At 42.5% G+C, this 17909-nt stretch carries 16 protein-coding genes; 1 reads left to right on the top strand and 15 read right to left on the bottom strand.

What is annotated here, in order from left to right; translation table 11 throughout:
* Window positions 1-136 precede the first annotated feature (136 nt).
* The 3 genes from UB51_RS03340 to UB51_RS03330 form a co-directional block, all read right to left on the bottom strand.
* Window positions 137-1657, bottom strand: a complete 1521-nt coding sequence (locus UB51_RS03340) for a response regulator transcription factor (RefSeq protein WP_044876072.1) — start codon at window positions 1655-1657, stop codon at window positions 137-139.
* A complete protein-coding gene (locus UB51_RS03335; RefSeq protein WP_044876071.1) occupies window positions 1650-3470 on the bottom strand; it encodes a cache domain-containing sensor histidine kinase in 1821 nt (606 codons plus the stop codon). Before UB51_RS03335 ends, UB51_RS03340 begins: the two co-directional genes overlap by 8 nt.
* Window positions 3471-3747: 277 nt before the next feature.
* The gene (locus tag UB51_RS03330) at window positions 3748-5127 is read right to left on the bottom strand and encodes a class I SAM-dependent rRNA methyltransferase (protein ID WP_044876070.1); all 1380 of its coding nucleotides are present in this window, start codon (window positions 5125-5127) and stop codon (window positions 3748-3750) included.
* Between the two features lie 131 nt (window positions 5128-5258).
* On the opposite strand from UB51_RS03330, the gene UB51_RS03325 reads away from it, so the two are divergent.
* On the top strand, window positions 5259-6221 hold the full coding sequence (locus UB51_RS03325) for a Na/Pi cotransporter family protein (protein WP_044876069.1): 963 nt from the start codon (window positions 5259-5261) through the stop codon (window positions 6219-6221).
* 11 nt (window positions 6222-6232) lie between these two features.
* Here UB51_RS03325 and UB51_RS03320 read toward each other — a convergent pair whose 3' ends face one another.
* The 12 genes from UB51_RS03320 to hrcA form a co-directional block, all read right to left on the bottom strand.
* A complete protein-coding gene (locus UB51_RS03320; protein ID WP_044876068.1) occupies window positions 6233-6664 on the bottom strand; it encodes an NUDIX hydrolase in 432 nt (143 codons plus the stop codon).
* A gap of 99 nt (window positions 6665-6763) precedes the next feature.
* Window positions 6764-8107 (bottom strand): tRNA (N(6)-L-threonylcarbamoyladenosine(37)-C(2))-methylthiotransferase MtaB, encoded by a 1344-nt coding sequence (gene mtaB, locus UB51_RS03315; protein WP_044876067.1) that lies wholly within the window; start codon window positions 8105-8107, stop codon window positions 6764-6766.
* A 3-nt stretch (window positions 8108-8110) separates the two neighbouring features.
* The gene (locus UB51_RS03310; RefSeq protein WP_044876066.1) at window positions 8111-8875 is read right to left on the bottom strand and encodes a 16S rRNA (uracil(1498)-N(3))-methyltransferase; all 765 of its coding nucleotides are present in this window, start codon (window positions 8873-8875) and stop codon (window positions 8111-8113) included.
* A 30-nt stretch (window positions 8876-8905) separates the two neighbouring features.
* Window positions 8906-9589 carry a site-2 protease family protein gene (locus UB51_RS03305; protein WP_044876065.1) on the bottom strand — a complete coding sequence of 228 codons (684 nt, stop codon included), beginning with the start codon at window positions 9587-9589 and terminating at the stop codon, window positions 8906-8908.
* 3 nt (window positions 9590-9592) lie between these two features.
* The gene (gene prmA, locus UB51_RS03300) at window positions 9593-10555 is read right to left on the bottom strand and encodes a 50S ribosomal protein L11 methyltransferase (RefSeq protein WP_044876064.1); all 963 of its coding nucleotides are present in this window, start codon (window positions 10553-10555) and stop codon (window positions 9593-9595) included.
* A 151-nt stretch (window positions 10556-10706) separates the two neighbouring features.
* Entirely contained in the window at window positions 10707-10889 is a 183-nt protein-coding gene (locus tag UB51_RS03295) for a YfhD family protein (RefSeq protein ID WP_044876063.1), read from the bottom strand.
* Between the two features lie 33 nt (window positions 10890-10922).
* On the bottom strand, window positions 10923-11195 hold the full coding sequence (locus UB51_RS03290; RefSeq protein ID WP_044876062.1) for a hypothetical protein: 273 nt from the start codon (window positions 11193-11195) through the stop codon (window positions 10923-10925).
* A gap of 168 nt (window positions 11196-11363) precedes the next feature.
* Window positions 11364-12485 (bottom strand): molecular chaperone DnaJ, encoded by a 1122-nt coding sequence (gene dnaJ, locus UB51_RS03285; protein ID WP_044876061.1) that lies wholly within the window; start codon window positions 12483-12485, stop codon window positions 11364-11366.
* Between the two features lie 249 nt (window positions 12486-12734).
* Window positions 12735-14585, bottom strand: coding sequence for a molecular chaperone DnaK (gene dnaK / locus UB51_RS03280; protein ID WP_044876060.1), 1851 nt, complete (start codon window positions 14583-14585; stop codon window positions 12735-12737).
* 57 nt (window positions 14586-14642) lie between these two features.
* Window positions 14643-15209, bottom strand: a complete 567-nt coding sequence (grpE, locus tag UB51_RS03275; RefSeq protein WP_044876059.1) for a nucleotide exchange factor GrpE — start codon at window positions 15207-15209, stop codon at window positions 14643-14645.
* Window positions 15210-15288: 79 nt separating this feature from the next.
* Window positions 15289-16845: a TCP-1/cpn60 chaperonin family protein gene (locus UB51_RS03270; RefSeq protein WP_044876058.1), complete on the bottom strand. Its 1557-nt coding sequence runs from the start codon at window positions 16843-16845 to the stop codon at window positions 15289-15291.
* Window positions 16846-16857: 12 nt separating this feature from the next.
* Window positions 16858-17889 (bottom strand): heat-inducible transcriptional repressor HrcA, encoded by a 1032-nt coding sequence (gene hrcA / locus UB51_RS03265; RefSeq protein WP_044876057.1) that lies wholly within the window; start codon window positions 17887-17889, stop codon window positions 16858-16860.
* Window positions 17890-17909: the final 20 nt, after the last annotated feature.

The raw sequence follows: 17909 nt of genomic DNA, 5'->3' as shown, positions 1-17909 counted from the left end.
AATTAACCTTGAACATTGTGTAAATTGTTTCCTTCAAGGACTATCTTAACTGTAATACATGAAAGCACTTTCAAATAGAAGATAAATTAAATAAATCATGTACAAAATAAAGAAAGGGCGTCAAGCAGAAAAAATGCTAGCTTAGCCCTTTATATTCCTTCGGGGAGATTCCCACATATCTTTTAAATTGCTTATAGAAATATCCGGTCTCCCAATAACCTACACTTCGAGCAATTTCATGAACCTTCATTTGGGTTAATCTAAGCAATTCCTTCGCCTTCTCAATCCGATATCGGTTAATATATTCGGTGAAAGATTCATTAACTTCCTTGTTGAATAGATGTCCCAAATATACAGGATGAATATTATATAGGTCGCCCAGCGTCTTGAGAGACAGATCTTCGTTATACCACTCATCGATGTAGTTCAGTACCTGCTGAACTACGGGACTCTTTACGTCACGGGCTAGGGAGTCCACTGTAATCGCCGCAACTTCCTTCATAATGTCAATTAATTCCTCAATGGAAGACGTCATTCGAATTTTGTCGAAGTGATTAGCGTATAGATCAGATGCTTCAGCATGCTGGATTTCCTCCAATTGCATTTTGAAACGAATCATCCATTCCATCGCCACATCCTGAAGAAGGCCCGGGGAAATCCCTTCTATTTGTTTCAACGAGCCGAAATCCTCCTCTATACGGGCAAGTAGTTCCTCTCTATTCTTTGCCATAATCAGCTTGACGTAGTCATTCCAATTCATAAGAAGACTACGTTCAGCATTCGCTTCTCTGTCCTTAAGATCATCATATCGAAGGATCTTCTCTTCTGGAAAAATCATAAAGTATTCCTGAGCCTTCTTCGCATTGATGTAGCTTTGTGAGGCACCCGCTTGTACATCCTCCACGCTCCCTATGGATAAATACAGTGGCTGGTAGGCGGACAAGCCATTCAATAGCTTGTCATTCGTGTCTTGCACTTCATTCTTCCCCTGTTCCGGATCGTCAAAATTATATAACAACACAATATCTCCATCCATATCACGGAATGGGATGACCCACGCATTACTCCTCAATTGATCCAAGATAGACTCGAACACCTCGTTATAAGAATGCTCAGGTCTCAAAAGTGAGACCGATACAAAGGGCTTATTAATCATGATACCGAGAATATCAGCACGTTCCTGAAACTCCTGAGGATCGATCTGATTTCTCATCCAACGATACATCACATTATCCCTGAGGATCATGATACTATGTTCGTTAAAGGTATGCTTTTCTTTGGAGATGTTCAATTTCTCTACTATCATATTCAAGGTAGCCTTGAATTCCTCCAAATTGATAGGCTTCAGCAAGTAATTTTCAATACCAAGGGTCAATCCTTCTTTCAAATAGGAGAATTCATTATATCCGCTCAATACGATTACTTTAAGTTCTGGCTGGAAGTCGCGAACGGAGCGGATCAGATCAAGTCCGTTCATCATCGGCATGGAAATATCCGTAATCAGAATGTCCGCGGGAATAACCTTTAATGCATTCAGGGCATCTAGCCCATTCTCGGCTTGACCGACGATTTCCAGCCCCAGTTGAGCCCAATCGACAATATCATACAAGCCTTCTATAATAAATGGTTCATCATCTACAATAAATACTTTATACATCGTGTGTTCCATCCTCCCTCAAATCGGGAAACCATACGGTTACAGCCGTTCCCTTCCCTATTTCACTTTGAACATCAACGCCGTAAAAGCTGCCGTACAGCAACTTCAGTCTTTCGTGTATACTACGAAGCCCAAAGGATTCCGAGTACTCATCCGGATTCAACAGCCCCTGCTTTATTTCTGCCAGCCTCTCCGGATAAATACCTTGTCCATTATCTCTCACTTCAACGCGAAGGCTTCCCTCCTCCTGTGTCACCGTAATGGAGATTTGATTATCGGTCTTATCGGTTCTCATACCGTGTAGAATGTAGTTCTCAATAATCGGCTGCAAAGACATTTTCAGCACCACTTTATCTTCCAGCCTCTTATCGCACTGCATATGATAAGAGAACTTGTCCTTGTAACGGATCCGAAATAGCTCCAAATATAGACGGCAGGCCTCAAGTTCATCTTTCAGCGTATACCTTGGCTTTTGCTGAACATAACTCTTGAATAGCACGGACAGGCTGTAGATCATTTCCCCAACGTCCGTAGCTCCCTGCGAAATGGCTCGCATCCGGATAACTTCCAATGTATTGTACAAGAAGTGAGGGTTCACTCTGGCCTCTAGTGCGGCAAGCTCGGTATGTTTTTGCTTAATTTCTGCTTTGTATACCCGGTCGATATAGAGATTAAGCTCTTCCAGCATATCGTTGAAGCTCTTGGAGATCTGTCCAAGTTCATCATCTCTAACCTCCTTAATCCGGGCGGTCAAATCTCCGTTCTTTACTTTTCTTGTAAACCGGATAATGCTGTGCGTCCTCTTGGCGAAATTATTGATAAGCAAGGTGGAAATCAAAATAGCGAACAAAATACAAATCGAACTGACCATGAAAATTGTATTCCGTAATCCGCGATACGACGCAGCAAGTTCCTGTTCCGGCACCACACTGAGTACAGTAAAGCCTTCTCGGAGGTCCGTCAACTTTGTGATCGACATTCCATCCTCTACCATATCACTATCGTATAACGTGTTTACCTGCTCAGCATATGGATATTCCCGGCCATAAAAAGTATCCGATGAATCGAATATCACATCACCAGCACTCGACAGTACAAGAATCGTACCTTTGAAATCACCTTTGTAATTTTCCAAACTGTCCCAAATTTTTTCCGAATCGAAGTAGACAAGTAGTTGACCGATATTGCGCAGTGACGATTTATTATTAATAGGAACACGTACGGTAAACATGGGTGATTCTGGTATATTACTCTGCTTTTGTACCCAGATATTCGGTACAGAGACGTTAGCACCCTCTTCTGAATACATGGCGTCAGGGATGAAAGACCGTGCAGCATTTGTAGAAATAATTTTTAAATTCCTATTGTTGTATGCATATAGATACTGCTGATCAGCACTATACAACATTAGACTTACAATATTGGGATCATCCTCTACACGATTCCTGAAATACTGTACAGTATCGCCTGTTGCGCCGCTTTCATTATAAAAGCGGTCTAGTCTATACTTAACATATTCCTCATAAGGATGCTCCAGAAAGTAGGAAGTATTGGCAGCCAGAACACCATCTCTATATATATCACGCATCATCGCCTGAACGGAGTCATACTTATGACTGATGTAATTGCTGACGATTTGAATCGCGCCTTTCTGGATATCCAGTTGTCTCTGAACAACCGACTGCGACATAAAGTGAAACATTAAATAGGAGAATGTAATAATGGTCCCGATCGTTATGACAGAGAAGAGCAAGATCATCTTTTTAAATAAATTATTTTTGAGGTGTTTTCTATAAATCCTGCTTATTAGCATGATAACCCCCCTTTACATCTATCAGCCAAAATCGCAATTCATTGTATTTAATCATAACCGTTACTCCATCCGGAAACCATTATTATTTAGATCACTTGATTTCCGGACTTATATATAACAAGCGCCTGACTCCATTAGTTATATGGAAATCAGGCGCTTGTTATCAAACTACATACTTTCTTGCTCGCTTAGCCGCGGAACTCCTATAGAGCCCGTTCATTTCGTGGCCTTGAATCAGTTCAATCGTAGCCCCTTAACGCATGAACTGTTCAGCACTTTAATTTGTTTTACTACGTACTTCGAAGATTGCAAACTTCAAGTAATGACCTTCATCTACACCGAGAATTTGCGGATGGTCTTTACCAGCAGCACGCCATTCGATAAGTCTAAGTATCTTGCCGGCATCCGCCGCAGCCTCTTGGATAGTCTGTAAGAATAATTCTGGACGCATATGGTAAGAACAGCTCGCTGTTACTAAATATCCACCTTCATTCACGAGCTTCATTCCATGAAGATTGATATCCTTATAACCACGACTAGCTCCTTGAACGGCATGCTTTGTCTTGGCAAAAGCAGGTGGATCAAGTATAACAACATCCCACGTTCTTCCGCCGCCAGAGGTCATAGGTTTAGAGGTATCTACCTTCGCCTTACCCCCACCGACAATGGCACGTTTACTACGCTCTTCCACACCTTTAACCTGTGTACGCAAATATTGGAAAGCATCATCAACTACAAATTCCACACGATCTTCGAAGCCATTCAATTTCACATTCTCCTGAGCACTTTCAATAGCATGCTCTGAAATATCAAGACAGGTCACTTTCTTAGCTCCATATTTGCAAGCATGCAACGTAAAGCTACCCGTATGTGAGAAACATTCTAGTACAGTAGCTCCATCCCAATATGGGAATGTCACAATACTTCCACTTTTATTCACTGGCAGATGCTTGGTCGTTCCGTCCTGCTCCATTTCTTGTAACGAGATTCCACTTCGGCCTCCCCAACCCGTCATTAACGGCTCGATAGAAGCACGATTCTCCCGTTGGTCAAAGAAATATCCTGTTTTCTGCCCCTCGACAATATCCACACAAATGGAGAGTCCATTCTCCTTCACTGTTACATATCGTGGACATTCCCCATACACAGGACCCTTGAGTTGTTCCAAGCCTTCCAATTCACGCACGGAGACATCACTTCGCTCATATATCCCCTGTGGCTGCATAACCTCCACTAACGCATCTACAATAGCTTTACGACATACGTCCATCCCCAGTGTCAGTAGTTGAACCACTAGGATATCGTTGAATCGATCAACAATCAGACCTGGAAGAAAATCAGCCTCACCGTAGACTAACCGGTACGCGTTCTCCCCCTTAATGAATCTTTCCCGATGTTGCAGACAGTTATGAAATCGTTCCACGAAAAAATCCTGATCCATACCTTCGAGCTTACGGTAAGAAACAATTCTCACCGTAATTTGCGACGCTGAATTGTAATACCCCGTCCCTAGATATCGCTTTTGATGATTGAGCACATCCACCAATTGTCCTGCCTCAGGCTCACCTTCAACGGATGCTATTTCACTTTTATAGACCCATGGGTGTCCTTGTTCTATTCTTTTCTTGTGACTGCGGTGTAGAATGACCGATGCCAATATACTTCACTCCCTAATATAATAATAATTATCTGTCATGATCTTCACACTCAAGCAGATTTTGTCATGGCTTGCTTTTCATAAACATATAAGTAAAACAAGGACAAGATTACCAAAGGAGAACCCTGCCCATGTTCCAATCCATCATTATCCCCGTAATCTACGGGCTTGTCATTTTTATGGCCGGCATGAAGGTTATGGAGCAAGCACTCGCACGCTTCGCGGGTCCTCTCATGACCTCTTTTCTAGACAAAGCTACCAAATCACCACTCAAGGGCATGATGTTCAGCGCACTAATTACTGCCATTATACAGAGCAGTACCGCCGTTACCGTGATTACCATAGGTCTTGTTACAGCGGGTTTGCTAACCTATGAACGCACCCTTGGTATTATTCTTGGCACCAATATCGGTACATGCCTTACAACTGAACTGATCGGTTTACAGTTAGGTCAATTCGCTGCTCCATTACTACTCATATCTGTCTTTACCTGGGCAGTAACCGTAATACTCAGTGAAATGACTCCGAGGCGTCTCCATCACTTTGAACCTGTACAACATTTAGCTCTAGCTACTGCTGGATTCGCACTCGTTATGTTTGGTATCCGTGTCATGCAATCCATTGGTCCCTCACTAGAAAGTTTCGGCGTATTTGAATGGTTCATACATCAAGCCACCCAGAACGTACTTTGGGGTATCGCAGCAGGGATTTGCCTAACAGCAATCGTTCACAGTGGCGCAGCTGTCATTGCCTTAGCCATGGGACTCGCGAGTTCCGGTCTACTGCCCGTAGAAGTTGGTATTAGCATCGTCCTTGGTTCTAACATCGGAACGTGCGTGACGACCATTGTTGCATCCATCGGCAGCTCCAAATCTGGCAAGTTTGTCGCTTGGACTCATGTCGCTCTAAATGTTGGAGGTGCTGCACTGTTTATGCCCTTTATCCCGCAGCTTCAGCAAGTATCTGCTCTGATCTCAAATGACTTCGGTAGTCAAATTGCCCATGCTCAGACTATTTTTAATATCGTATGTTCACTTATTGCATTACCCTGTTGTTATCTTCCTATATGGAAAAGGATTGGACGAACAGCCTAATATAAGATGATCTATAAGTCCACTTCTAACAAAGTAAGAGCCTTGTGTAAGATTCTATTGTTATTATCATAGCCACCTTGTTGTTGCCGGCTCCAAGCCTCGTGAGGATCATACCAAGCCACCTCATTAATTTCTTCTATTTGCGGTTTCAGTTGCCCCGCCTTAGCTTCTACTAGATAATAATGCACTTCTTTGTCCACTTCACCATGAACCGAGTTGTAATACGTATAAGCAATAATATCCACAGGGGAGATGATTTCACCAATGACGCCTGTCTCTTCTTCAATTTCACGAAGAGCTGTCTGCTCGATCGTTTCTCCTGGCTCCATTTTACCTTTCGCTAAGGAGATTTTCCCATAGCGATCTAGTATAAGTTGAATATGTAACTCCCCATTCTCTTTACGATATACAACGCCACCTGCTGATATTTCTTTTTTTGCCATTGACGGGTCCCTCCCTAATGATTTAGATTTCAGCGCTATGAGCAACAACAAGGATTTCACCTCCTACCTACTGGAGGTGAAATCCTTGTATCTAGTATTCTAGCTAAGTGTGCCCTCTAGACTAGGTTCTAGCACATTAATCAATTTACCTTTACATTCATTGACACCAGCCTCAGTAATTTGAACACGACATATTTTACGATGTAAATCCTCGGGTCCATTAAACAATACTTGTAAGTAGTTATCACTGAAACCATGTAGTTTGCCTGTTCCCTCATCCACCTTGCCAATACCTTCTGGAATGACGTCAAGCACTTGTCCTACAAATCTCTTCGCATAAGCAAGCTGCATTTCTTCAGATAAATCGATTAGATCATGAACACGCGCATGCTTCACCTCTTCATCCACTTGATCTTCCATGCGCGCTGCTGGTGTTCCCGTTCGTTTGGAATAAGGGAATACATGCATTTCGGAGAACTGGATTTGTTTCATCAGATCATATCCGTTACGGAACATTTCATCCGTTTCACCCGGGAATCCTACAATAACATCTGTGGTAATTCCTACATCTGGCATAGCTTGGCGAATAAGACCCATTTTATTATAAAATTGCTCTATCGTGTATTTCCGTCTCATCCGCTTCAACACCGTATCATCCCCTGCTTGAAGAGGAATGTGAAGATGACGACACATTTTGGATGAACGATTAAGAACATCAAGCATCTTGTCATCGATTTGACTGGCTTCGATAGAACTAATGCGAATCCGCTCTAGTCCGTCTACCTTATCTAAGTCCCATAATAAATCAGAGAGATCATAATTGTCTAAATCATCTCCGTAACCACCCGTATGAATTCCTGTCAGGACCATTTCCTTGTAACCCGCTTCAACTAGCTGATGAGCCTGCGTAATAATACTTTTCGCATCACGGCTTCTCGATAGCCCACGTGACCATGGTATGATACAAAACGTACAGAAGTTATTACAACCATCTTGAATTTTGAGAAAAGCCCGTGTACGGTCAGTAAATTCAGGCACATCCATTTCTTCAAACACACGATTCTTCATCACGTTTCGCACCGCATTGATCGGTTCCCGTGATTGTTGTAGTTGTTTAACGTAAGGTAGAATCTTATCTCGATCCTGTGTACCAATAACTAGATCTACACCCTCAATGTCCATGATCTCTGCAGGAGAAGTCTGAGCATAACATCCTGTAACGGCAATAATTGCATTCGGATTACGGCGAACCGCACGACGAATAATTTGCCGACTCTTCTTATCCCCTGTATTTGTAACGGTACATGTATTAATTAAGTAAACATCGGCTGTTTGCTCATAATCCACCTGTTGATAACCTTCATTCTTGAATAGCTGCCAAATGGCCTCCGTATCATAAAAGTTAACTTTGCACCCCAAAGTATAAAAAGCTATGGATGGCATATCTCAAACTCCTCCCATTTCACCAGATTCATATAATATACAGGAAAGGGCGACCATTCCCGCGGTTTCACATCGTAAAATACGGCGTCCTAGCCCTATACTAGTAGCTCCAGCCTCCTCAGCTTTACGGCATTCCTCTTCACTAAATCCACCCTCTGGACCTACGATAACGAGAATTGTAGAGTTAGTGCCTGCGTCCTTAGCTTCTACGAAAGGCTTTACGGCATCACGTAACTGTAAACCATGTTCTTTCTCATAACAAAAATAGATAGCATCATACTGAGTAAATGTATTCAATAGCTGTTTCCATGTGAGCGGTGACTCCAATTCAGGAATAATGTTACGATGACTTTGCTCTGCCGCTTCCTTGGCAATCTTCCGCCACCGCTCAACTCGTTTCTCTTCTTTCTTCGCATCATATTGCACAATCGTACGTTCAGATAGGAACGGTACAAAGGAAACCGCCCCAATCTCGGTACACTTTTGAATCACTGTTTCCATCTTGTCGCCTTTAGGCAGGCTTTGCGCGATCGTAACTTTCACATGTGCTTCATGAGTCATTGCAAGAATCTCAACCACATGGGTTGTTATTAGTCCCTGTTCAATTACATCTATTTCAACCAGCGCTTCACGAGCATGACCATCGCTAACAATGAACTTATCACCAGGCTTACCTCGCATCACTTTAGAGATATGACGCGCATCCTCACCTGTAATATCCACTATATCCTCTTTAAACTGTTCTGGTTGCACGAAATATCGTTGCATCTTATATCAGCATCCTATCCATAACATGATTCAATGACCAAGCATCATCGTGAACATATGACCGAAACTTTCGTATAACCCTTGTGCCGCTCTATATAGCGGTGAAATCGTATAGGCACGAAGCTGGGGAATAAACACGATCAACAAAAAGATAAACACGGACCACTGCTCGAACTTCTTCAACGTCATTCTAGCCTGTGGCGGTACGATATCTTCAAGAATACGGTATCCATCCAGTGGAGGCAATGGAATCAAATTAAATAGAAACAGTACAAAATTCATTAGAATAAATAGTTGTAAGAATGTGTACAAGGCCTCTGCTAATTTCGCATTCGTGATCGCATCAAATACACCAAACTGAACGAGCGATACATAAATGAGAGAACCCAGTACCCCTAACAAGAAATTGCTTATAGGTCCTGCAGCGGATACAATGATCCCCATTAAACGCGGCTTACTGAAATTGTCACGATTCACTGGAACGGGTCTCGCCCATCCAAATCCGGCAATTAGTAATAGAACGATACCGAAGAAATCAAAGTGCACGGTAGGGTTCAAAGTGACACGGCCCAATAACTTAGCCGTTGGATCACCAAATTTATTCGCAAAGTATGCGTGAGAGAACTCATGCACTGTAAAAGCAATGATGATAGCCATCAAATAAAACGGCATTTTATCGATGGGAAATATAAGTATTTGGTTCAGAAAATCCATTAGTTACCTCTTTCTTGCCACAAAGGCGATCCATTCTTCCTCGCGATTCACAGACATCACTTCAAAATTAGAGCTAATAAGTGCCTCTCGCACTACCTCTTCTTTATTGCTATAGATTCCAGAGGTAATGAATATCCCTCCTGGCTCTAGCACTTGGTATACATCATCAATAAGCATTAAAATAATCTCCGCCAAAATATTTGCTACAACGATATTTACTGGTAATGTGACTCCTAAGTTCTGTCCCTGCTTAGTAAACACAGAGAGTAGATCACTTTCTTTAATCGTTATGTTCTCAGTCAACTCATTTAAAGCCGTATTTTCTCTAGCACTATCTACAGCAACAGGGTCTAGATCAACTGCCAATACATGCTTGGCCCCTAGCAAGATCGCACCTATAGCCAATATCCCAGAGCCTGTACCCACGTCTATGATCTCTTCTCCGCCTTGAATCACACTTTCTAATGTACGCAAACAAAGCGACGTTGTCGGATGCGTTCCTGTGCCAAAAGCCATCCCTGGATCTAGATGAATTAATTGCTCTCCAGGTTCGGGCGTATAGTCTTCCCAAGTAGGCTTAATTGTAAGTTTATCCGTTACACGTAGGGGTTTGAAATATTGCTTCCACTGGTTGGCCCATTCATCTTCGTTCACGATTCTAACTTCGTAACGAACTTCGCCCGTATCTATACCATACTGACTAAGTTCCTCAATCCGTTGCTTCACCGATGTAACAACCTCTTCAATACCTGTCTCTTCATAGAAATAGCCTTTGATATCGGCTTGCCCTTCTGGAATGTCGTTTAGTGGCTTGTCATACAGCTCACCATATTTGGTATCCCTAACTTTATTTAGTGTTCCAGACTCTTCAATAGATACGCCACCTGCTCCTGCTTCATGCAGGAAATTGGAAATCATCTCAATCGATTCCTCCGTGGTATGTATCGTAAATTCATGCCATAACATTATGTGTTTTCTTCCTCTCTGTAACATTGCATACGTATTATTGTACTATACATGATGACCTGTGTACAAAATTTTAACGACTGTATAAAAAACGGCTATGACATCCTCATATGGATGTCATAGCCGTGTTCAATTTCACCTTAGAATTCACTTATTTAGATTCCATCCTTCTTAGCTGACGTCCATCCGCTTCTTCACTACGAACTAGAGCCTCCACGTCATCTTTATCAGCCGATAGAGCTGAGAATTCTACATCCTCTAGTTTAGAGGACATGAGTTCTATTGTCTTCTCTGTCTTCGTCATAATGTGATTCTTACGTTCTTTTCGAGTCATCCTAAACACCCTCTCCAATTAGTAATGTAACGATTATATCATTCCCCCAGCTTCCTCAATAATGCGTTTAGCCGGTTCTAAAGATGACTCTTCAAGAACGAGGGTCAACAGAATATCATATCCCTTTGTAACATCATCATATCCCCCATTACTCCATTCGCTTGTAATAGTAGTTGCTGTTGCAGTACCTGCATCTCCGAAACGATCAATGGACATATCTACAATACGTAAAGATTGAAGTTTTCTAGCTACACCGTCTGCCTGTTCAGGACTTTTGAAATAAGCTAATATATTCTTCTCCATCATATTCAAATCCACCCACTCTTCATTGGATTTATTTCTTCAACTGCCTCCGACCTACTAGTAGGTTGCCGCCACAGCATTTTTTTATGCTTCATGACACACCAAAAAGTCCGACCTTTATGGCCGGACTTTCTGATTCGTAATTTATAATCTAGTTTAGCGTTCTATCTATCAATCACCACGGAATGCTTTTTTTACACGATCAAAAAAAGATTGTTCATTCTCATGGGTCTTCTCACCATCTAGCGAAGCAATCTGACGTAGTAGATCCTTTTGTTCATCGCTCAAATTACTTGGTGTAACGATCACGACTTTGACATGCTGATCCCCTTGTCCGATCCCCCGCAAACGAGGTACTCCTCTTCCTTTCAGACGGAAGAACGTTCCTGTTTGTGTACCCGCTGGAATTTTAAGCTTAACCTTATCGGATAAGGTTGGAATTTCAATCTCATCACCGAGAGCAGCTTGAGCAAAGGTTAATGGAATCTCACAATAAATATCGTCTCCTTCACGCTCGAAGAATTCGTGAGCTTTCACACGAATAACGATATACAGATCGCCTGACGGTCCTCCACGAAGCCCACTTTCACCTTCACCAGTCATGCGCAATTGCGCGCCTTCATCCACACCAGCTGGAATTTTGACATGAATTTTGCGCTGCTTCTTAACTTTTCCTTGCCCTGAACAAGTTGTACAGCGATCTTTAATAATTTGACCTGTACCACTGCAATTGGAACATGCACGACGATTCACCATTCTACCGAATGGTGTATTCTGCACGACTTCTTGTTGTCCACTACCATTACACACAGAACATGTGTGAGGCTTCGTTCCTGCCTTAGCACCAGAACCATGACAGGTATCACAAGTTTCTGTACGCGGAATCGTAATATCACTTTCTTTACCGAATACAGCTTCCTTGAATTCAATAGTCATCGTATATTGTAGATCGTTCCCTCGTTGCGGTGCGTTAGGATCACGACGTCCGCCACCGCCACCGAAGAACATATCAAAGATATCACCCATGCCTCCTCCGCCAAAGTCGCCAGAGAATCCACCGCCACCTTGATTCGGATCTACGTGTCCATATTGGTCATATCCTGCTCTCTTCTGACCATCACTCAACACATCATAAGCTTCTTTTACTTCCTTGAACTTGGCCTCAGCATCATCTGCTTTATTAACATCTGGGTGATATTGGCGAGCCAATTTGCGATAAGCTTTCTTGATATCTTCATCTGAAGCGTCTCTACCAACGCTCAGTACCTCGTAATAATCGCGCTTCTCAGCCACTCTTCCACCCCCACTAACCTTCAATAATATACTAATATTCTAATATAGATAGATACCTAAACCTTGGGACAAAAGGAAAGTCAAAGCACGGGATGCCCCGGCTTTGACCTTCCCTGTTCTCCCCTCAACTCATGAAGGAAACTCTATATTATATAGATTGAACTAAAGTTTTGCGCACCCAAGTTCTGATTCCTAAAGAAAATCAAAATCAAGAATATGAAGATTCGCCTTTATTTCATTCTTTATAGGTTACCCTTGTTTGTTATCTTCGTCAACAACTTCGTAATCTGCATCAACGACTTTATCTTTTTTAGCGCCCGCTCCAGCATCGCCTTCAGCAGCACCTTCACCTTGTTGAGCATCAGCAGCAGCTTGCTCATACAGCTTCATAGATAATTGTTGTACGATCTCTGTTAGTTCTTCTGTCGCTTTGGTGATTTCTTCAAGATTGTCACTTTCTAGTGCAGCTGTTACTTTCTCTTTAGCTGCATTAGCTTTTTCAACTTCAGCTTCGTCTACCTTGTCGCCTAGGTCTTTGATGACTTTATCTGTAGAGTATACCAGTTGGTCAGCATTATTCTTTGCTTCAATCAATTCTTTACGTTGACGATCTTCATCGGCGTGTGCTTCAGCATCCTGCATCATGCGTTCAACTTCTTCATCACTCAAGCCGCTTGAAGATGTAATCGTAATTTTTTGACTCTTGTTTGTACCTTTATCTGTTGCAGATACGTTAACAATCCCGTTCGCATCGATATCAAAAGTAACTTCGATTTGTGGAATACCACGTTGTGCTGGAGGAATATCTCCAAGCATGAAACGTCCAAGTGTTTTGTTACCTGCTGCCATTTGGCGTTCACCTTGCAACACATGAATCTCAACGCTTGGTTGATTATCAGCGTATGTGGAGAATATTTGTGATTTACTAGTAGGGATCGTAGTGTTACGCTCGATCATCTTCGTAAATACACCACCAGCAGTTTCAATACCAAGAGACAATGGCGTTACATCCAGTAGAACGACATCCTTAACTTCACCCGTTAAGACACCAGCTTGTACCGCTGCACCAAGAGCAACCACTTCATCAGGGTTAACGCCTTTATGAGGATCTTTACCTGTCAATTTCTTAATCGCATCTTGAACTGCAGGAATACGAGTAGATCCACCAACAAGTACGATTTTGTCGATATCATTAGGAGTCATACCTGCATCACTAAGCGCTTGACGAGTAGGTCCAAGTGTACGTTCAACTAAAGAATTTGTTAGTTCATCAAATTTAGCACGAGTTAAGTTAAGCTCTAAATGCTGTGGTACTCCGTCAACAACAGTAATGAACGGCAAGGAAATAGTCGTTGTCAATACACCGGACAATTCCTTTTTCGCTTTTTCTGCAGCATCTTTCAGACGTTGAACCGCAGACTTATCTTTGCTAAGGTCAATACCTTGATCTTTCTTGAATTCACTTACGAGGTAATCAATAACAAGTTGGTCGAAATCATCTCCACCTAAGCGGTTATCTCCACTTGTTGCTTTTACTTCGAAGAATCCGTCACCCAATTCAAGGATAGATACGTCAAATGTACCACCACCAAGGTCATATACAAGGATCGTCTGATCTTCCGTTTTTTCAAGACCGTAAGCTAAAGCAGCTGCCGTTGGCTCATTCACAATACGTAGAACTTCTAGTCCTGCAATTTTACCTGCATCCTTAGTTGCTTGACGTTGGCTATCATTGAAATAAGCTGGAACCGTAATAACTGCTTGCGTTACCGATTGACCTAGATATGCTTCTGCATCAGCTTTCAATTTTTGCAAGATAATAGCAGAAATTTCTTGGGATGAATAATCTTTGCCATCAATATTTTCTTTATGGGACGTACCGATATGACGTTTGATTGACATTACTGTACGGTCTGGATTCGTAATGGATTGACGCTTTGCTGTTTCACCAACTAGACGTTCACCATCTTTCTTAAAACCTACAATGGATGGGGTTGTACGTGCGCCTTCAGGGTTTGGAATAACTACGGCTTCGCCGCCTTCCATTACAGCCACACAAGAGTTTGTTGTTCCTAAGTCAATACCAATTACTTTACTCATCGGATAATTCCTCCTTAAATTATGGACAAAATTTAATTTTTTAAGTTATTCAAACAGCTATACGCTTGTTTTAACCATCGCTGGGCGAAGCACTTTATCTTTTAACATATATCCTTTTTGTACTTCTTCAACAATTGTACCTTCAGGATATTCTTCACTTTCCACTTGCATAATAGCTTGATGAAATTCAGGATTAAAAGCTTGACCTACGGTTTCCATTGCACTCAATCCTTCAGCTTGCAATACGCCTTCCAATTGACGGAAGATCATACTCACGCCTTTGGAGAAAGACTCAAAATTTGTATCATCTCCAGCGGTTGCAATGGCACGCTCAAAATTATCAATAACAGGCAATAAACCGTTTATGATCTGGGTTGATGCGTATTTAGCAAAGTCTTCTTTCTCTTTTTGTGTACGTTTGCGATAGTTATCAAAATCCGCCTGAGTACGAAGAAGTCGTTGTTGATTCTCATCTGCAAGTCCTTGAAGTCTTGTAACTTCAGCCTCTAGAGAAGATGCGTCCTGATCTAGTGAAGACTCCATTTGTTCAACATTCGCTTCTGTAGCCTGTGTAACCGTTTCTTCTACAATTTCGTTCATTTCCTGCTGTTGTTCATCTTTCAAGATGTCTTTACCTCCTTATACTACTAGCTTAATATAAAATGATTATTTAATATGAGGTCTTGGAGAACATGTTCGGCTGTTAATCTTCATTCATCCGTTCATCCTCTTCCCTCATTTTAATCACGTTATGAATACGAAGTATTGCTGCAGCCACTTCACCTGCTGCCTTCAGACCGTGGATCTTGACGGGTGCCGGATCCACAATACCTTCTGTCACATAATTAATGACAAGACCTGAATCACAGTCCATGCCCATACTATCACAATCCTCTGTATGTTGTGCAGCTCGTGCTTCTTCTACTTTCTCCAGAGGGTTATATCCAGCATTCAACAGGATTTGCGACATAGGTTTACGTAATGCTGCTGCAACAGCTGCGATTCCGAAAGCTTCCATGCCTTTGACTGCCTCTCTGCGACGTTCTAACTCATAGGATACAGCAAGTTCCACTGTTCCTCCACCAGGCAATACACCACCAGCTAAAGCTGCCTGAACAGCTGAAGCAGCATCTCCTGTAATACGTGCTGATTCTCCAACTATTTCGGCCGTGCTAGCTCCGACAATGATTGTAACCACGGGTTCATGACTTGTTCCATCACTGTGTATACGAACACGCTGCAGTTCTTCGTCATAGGCAACCCGAGGAGAACAACCTAATAGACGCTCAAGTTGTTCACAATCCTTATGTAACGCAGTACGACGAAGTGGAACTGCGCCTGTCATCTCGCATATCCTACCCAGCTCATGGCGTCCTACGCGTTGAATGACCATCATTTCGTGATCTAAGCAGAACTGCTCCGCGTCTGGATGAATTCCACGCTCCAGCAAAATCAGTCCTACACCAAGCTCTGATAACCGTAATAGTTCCCTACCGAATTGTTCACGCAGCTCCATAAAGCGAGCAAAGCCAGCTTCGGTAGTCAGCACTTCGTCGTCCAATAATTCGGGTTCAAGCGCATCATGAAGTACCAATATTCGAGTAACCTCTAATGCTGACTTTCCATGAACATGGATCGGCTTTTGTCGTAATAGAATACCTTCAAAAACTTCATGATCAGCCTTCTCAATAGCCACGACAGAATCAGCAAGAACAAATGTCGGATCCGTAAGCTTTGGGATTCCTATCTTAACAGCAGCCTTCATAACCAGATCGACAATATCACTGCGTTCACGACCCGCAACATAAGCCGTCTTCTCTAACAAAGGATCTTCAAGTCCTGAAATAACATGAACACGGCGATATAATGATTCAATCGCGAATGTAATGCCTTGAAGCATGCCTGTGACTACTTTAGATGCGGGTACGCCCTTCACGATCTGTGCTACACCTTCTTGCACTAGCGCTCCAGCTAATACCGTGGCTGTGGTTGTCCCATCGCCCACCTTCCTTTGCTGTGATCTTGCCACTTGAATAAGCAAGCTTGCTGCAGGATGGCTTACATCTATTTTGTCCAAAATCGTGACTCCGTCATTGGTAATAATAACTTCTCCTCGGGCTCCTACTAGCATAACATCCAGTCCTTTAGGACCGAGTGTGCCTTCCACCGCAGAAGTAATGGCACGGACTGCGTTGCTGTTGTTAAGCAAGGTAGCATAACGCTCCTCACCTTCGCGAACTGGCTGCTGTCCTTGGCTCATTGTTTTCACTCCCTATTTATACCAATGTGACAATAATGTCGTTAAATCTTTGGAGAGTATCCCAAGAATATTCATGACTCTTGCATAATCCATGCGCGTCGGCCCTAGAATTCCAATGGTTCCTAAAGCCTCGCCTTCCAGAGAATATGTCGCAGTAATCAAGCTACAGTTAGCAAAAGCTTCATGATCATTCTCAGTACCGATTCGGACGTGAATACCCCCGTCTCCTAAGGTAGGCGACATCATTTTCATTAATGTGGGTGTTTCTTCAAGTAAATCTAGAATGGTCTTCACTTTATCTACATCTTTGAACTCGGGTTGAGTCAGCATATTCGTTGTACCGCTTAGGTATACGCGCTGCTCATTATCATTATCAAGCACAGAATCAAGCACGAGGAGCAACTCCTCATAGTGCGAAGTATGACGTTCCAATTCCTGACTGATCTCCGAGTACAGACGAGATTTCAACTTATAGAGAGGAACGTTGATTAATTTGCTATTAAGCAAATTTACCACTCTCTCCATTTCTGAAACAGAAACTCCCTGAGGAATTTTTACCGTCTTGTTCTCTACTTGACCTGTACTAGTTACAATAATTGCAACTGCTGTAGTCTCATTGATCGGAAGCAATTGAAAATGACGCAATGATGTATGAAACACTTCCGGGCCAAGAAGAATCGAGGTATAGTTCGTCATATGGGAAAGAATCATTGCAGATTGTTGAATCACTTGTTCCATAGCATTTAATTTCTCGGCAAAAAATGTGCGCATCGTTTCTAGCTCAGCAGGCTTAAGTGAATTCCATGGAGCCATATGATCCACATAGTAACGGTAACCTTTATGGGAAGGTATTCTCCCCGCGGAGGTATGAGGTTGTTCTAGAAATCCTAATTCCTCCAGGTCAGCCATTTCATTACGAATCGTAGCTGGGCTATAACCAACGTCTCCTCGCTTGGAAATGCTACGAGAACCGACGGGCTCGGCAGATCGGATATAATCGTCAACTATGGCATTGAGTATCATTCTTTGGCGTTCGGTTAACATATCTTTCCCTCCTCGCAGTC

Source organism: Paenibacillus sp. IHBB 10380, from assembly GCF_000949425.1.
In the GTDB taxonomy this organism is placed as follows: Bacteria; Bacillota; Bacilli; order Paenibacillales; family Paenibacillaceae; genus Paenibacillus_AQ.
The sequence above is the reverse complement of the archived record's forward strand: the minus strand, read 5'-3'. Positions and strand labels throughout refer to the sequence as shown.

What these genes read in the sequence shown, in the direction of transcription:
- UB51_RS03310 (WP_044876066.1), bottom strand. Translation starts at nt 8,875, where the DNA reads ATGCAACGATATTTCGTGCAACCAGAACAGTTTAAAGAGGATATAGTG.
- mtaB (WP_044876067.1), bottom strand. Translation starts at nt 8,107, where the DNA reads ATGCCATCCATAGCTTTTTATACTTTGGGGTGCAAAGTTAACTTTTAT.
- UB51_RS03270 (WP_044876058.1), bottom strand. Translation starts at nt 16,845, where the DNA reads ATGAGCCAAGGACAGCAGCCAGTTCGCGAAGGTGAGGAGCGTTATGCT.
- UB51_RS03325 (WP_044876069.1), top strand. Translation starts at nt 5,259, where the DNA reads ATGTTCCAATCCATCATTATCCCCGTAATCTACGGGCTTGTCATTTTT.
- UB51_RS03340 (WP_044876072.1), bottom strand. Translation starts at nt 1,657, where the DNA reads ATGTATAAAGTATTTATTGTAGATGATGAACCATTTATTATAGAAGGC.
- UB51_RS03320 (WP_044876068.1), bottom strand. Translation starts at nt 6,664, where the DNA reads ATGGCAAAAAAAGAAATATCAGCAGGTGGCGTTGTATATCGTAAAGAG.
- prmA (WP_044876064.1), bottom strand. Translation starts at nt 10,555, where the DNA reads ATGTTATGGCATGAATTTACGATACATACCACGGAGGAATCGATTGAG.
- dnaK (WP_044876060.1), bottom strand. Translation starts at nt 14,585, where the DNA reads ATGAGTAAAGTAATTGGTATTGACTTAGGAACAACAAACTCTTGTGTG.
- hrcA (WP_044876057.1), bottom strand. Translation starts at nt 17,889, where the DNA reads ATGTTAACCGAACGCCAAAGAATGATACTCAATGCCATAGTTGACGAT.
- UB51_RS03290 (WP_044876062.1), bottom strand. Translation starts at nt 11,195, where the DNA reads ATGATGGAGAAGAATATATTAGCTTATTTCAAAAGTCCTGAACAGGCA.
- UB51_RS03335 (WP_044876071.1), bottom strand. Translation starts at nt 3,470, where the DNA reads ATGCTAATAAGCAGGATTTATAGAAAACACCTCAAAAATAATTTATTT.
- UB51_RS03305 (WP_044876065.1), bottom strand. Translation starts at nt 9,589, where the DNA reads ATGGATTTTCTGAACCAAATACTTATATTTCCCATCGATAAAATGCCG.
- UB51_RS03295 (WP_044876063.1), bottom strand. Translation starts at nt 10,889, where the DNA reads ATGACTCGAAAAGAACGTAAGAATCACATTATGACGAAGACAGAGAAG.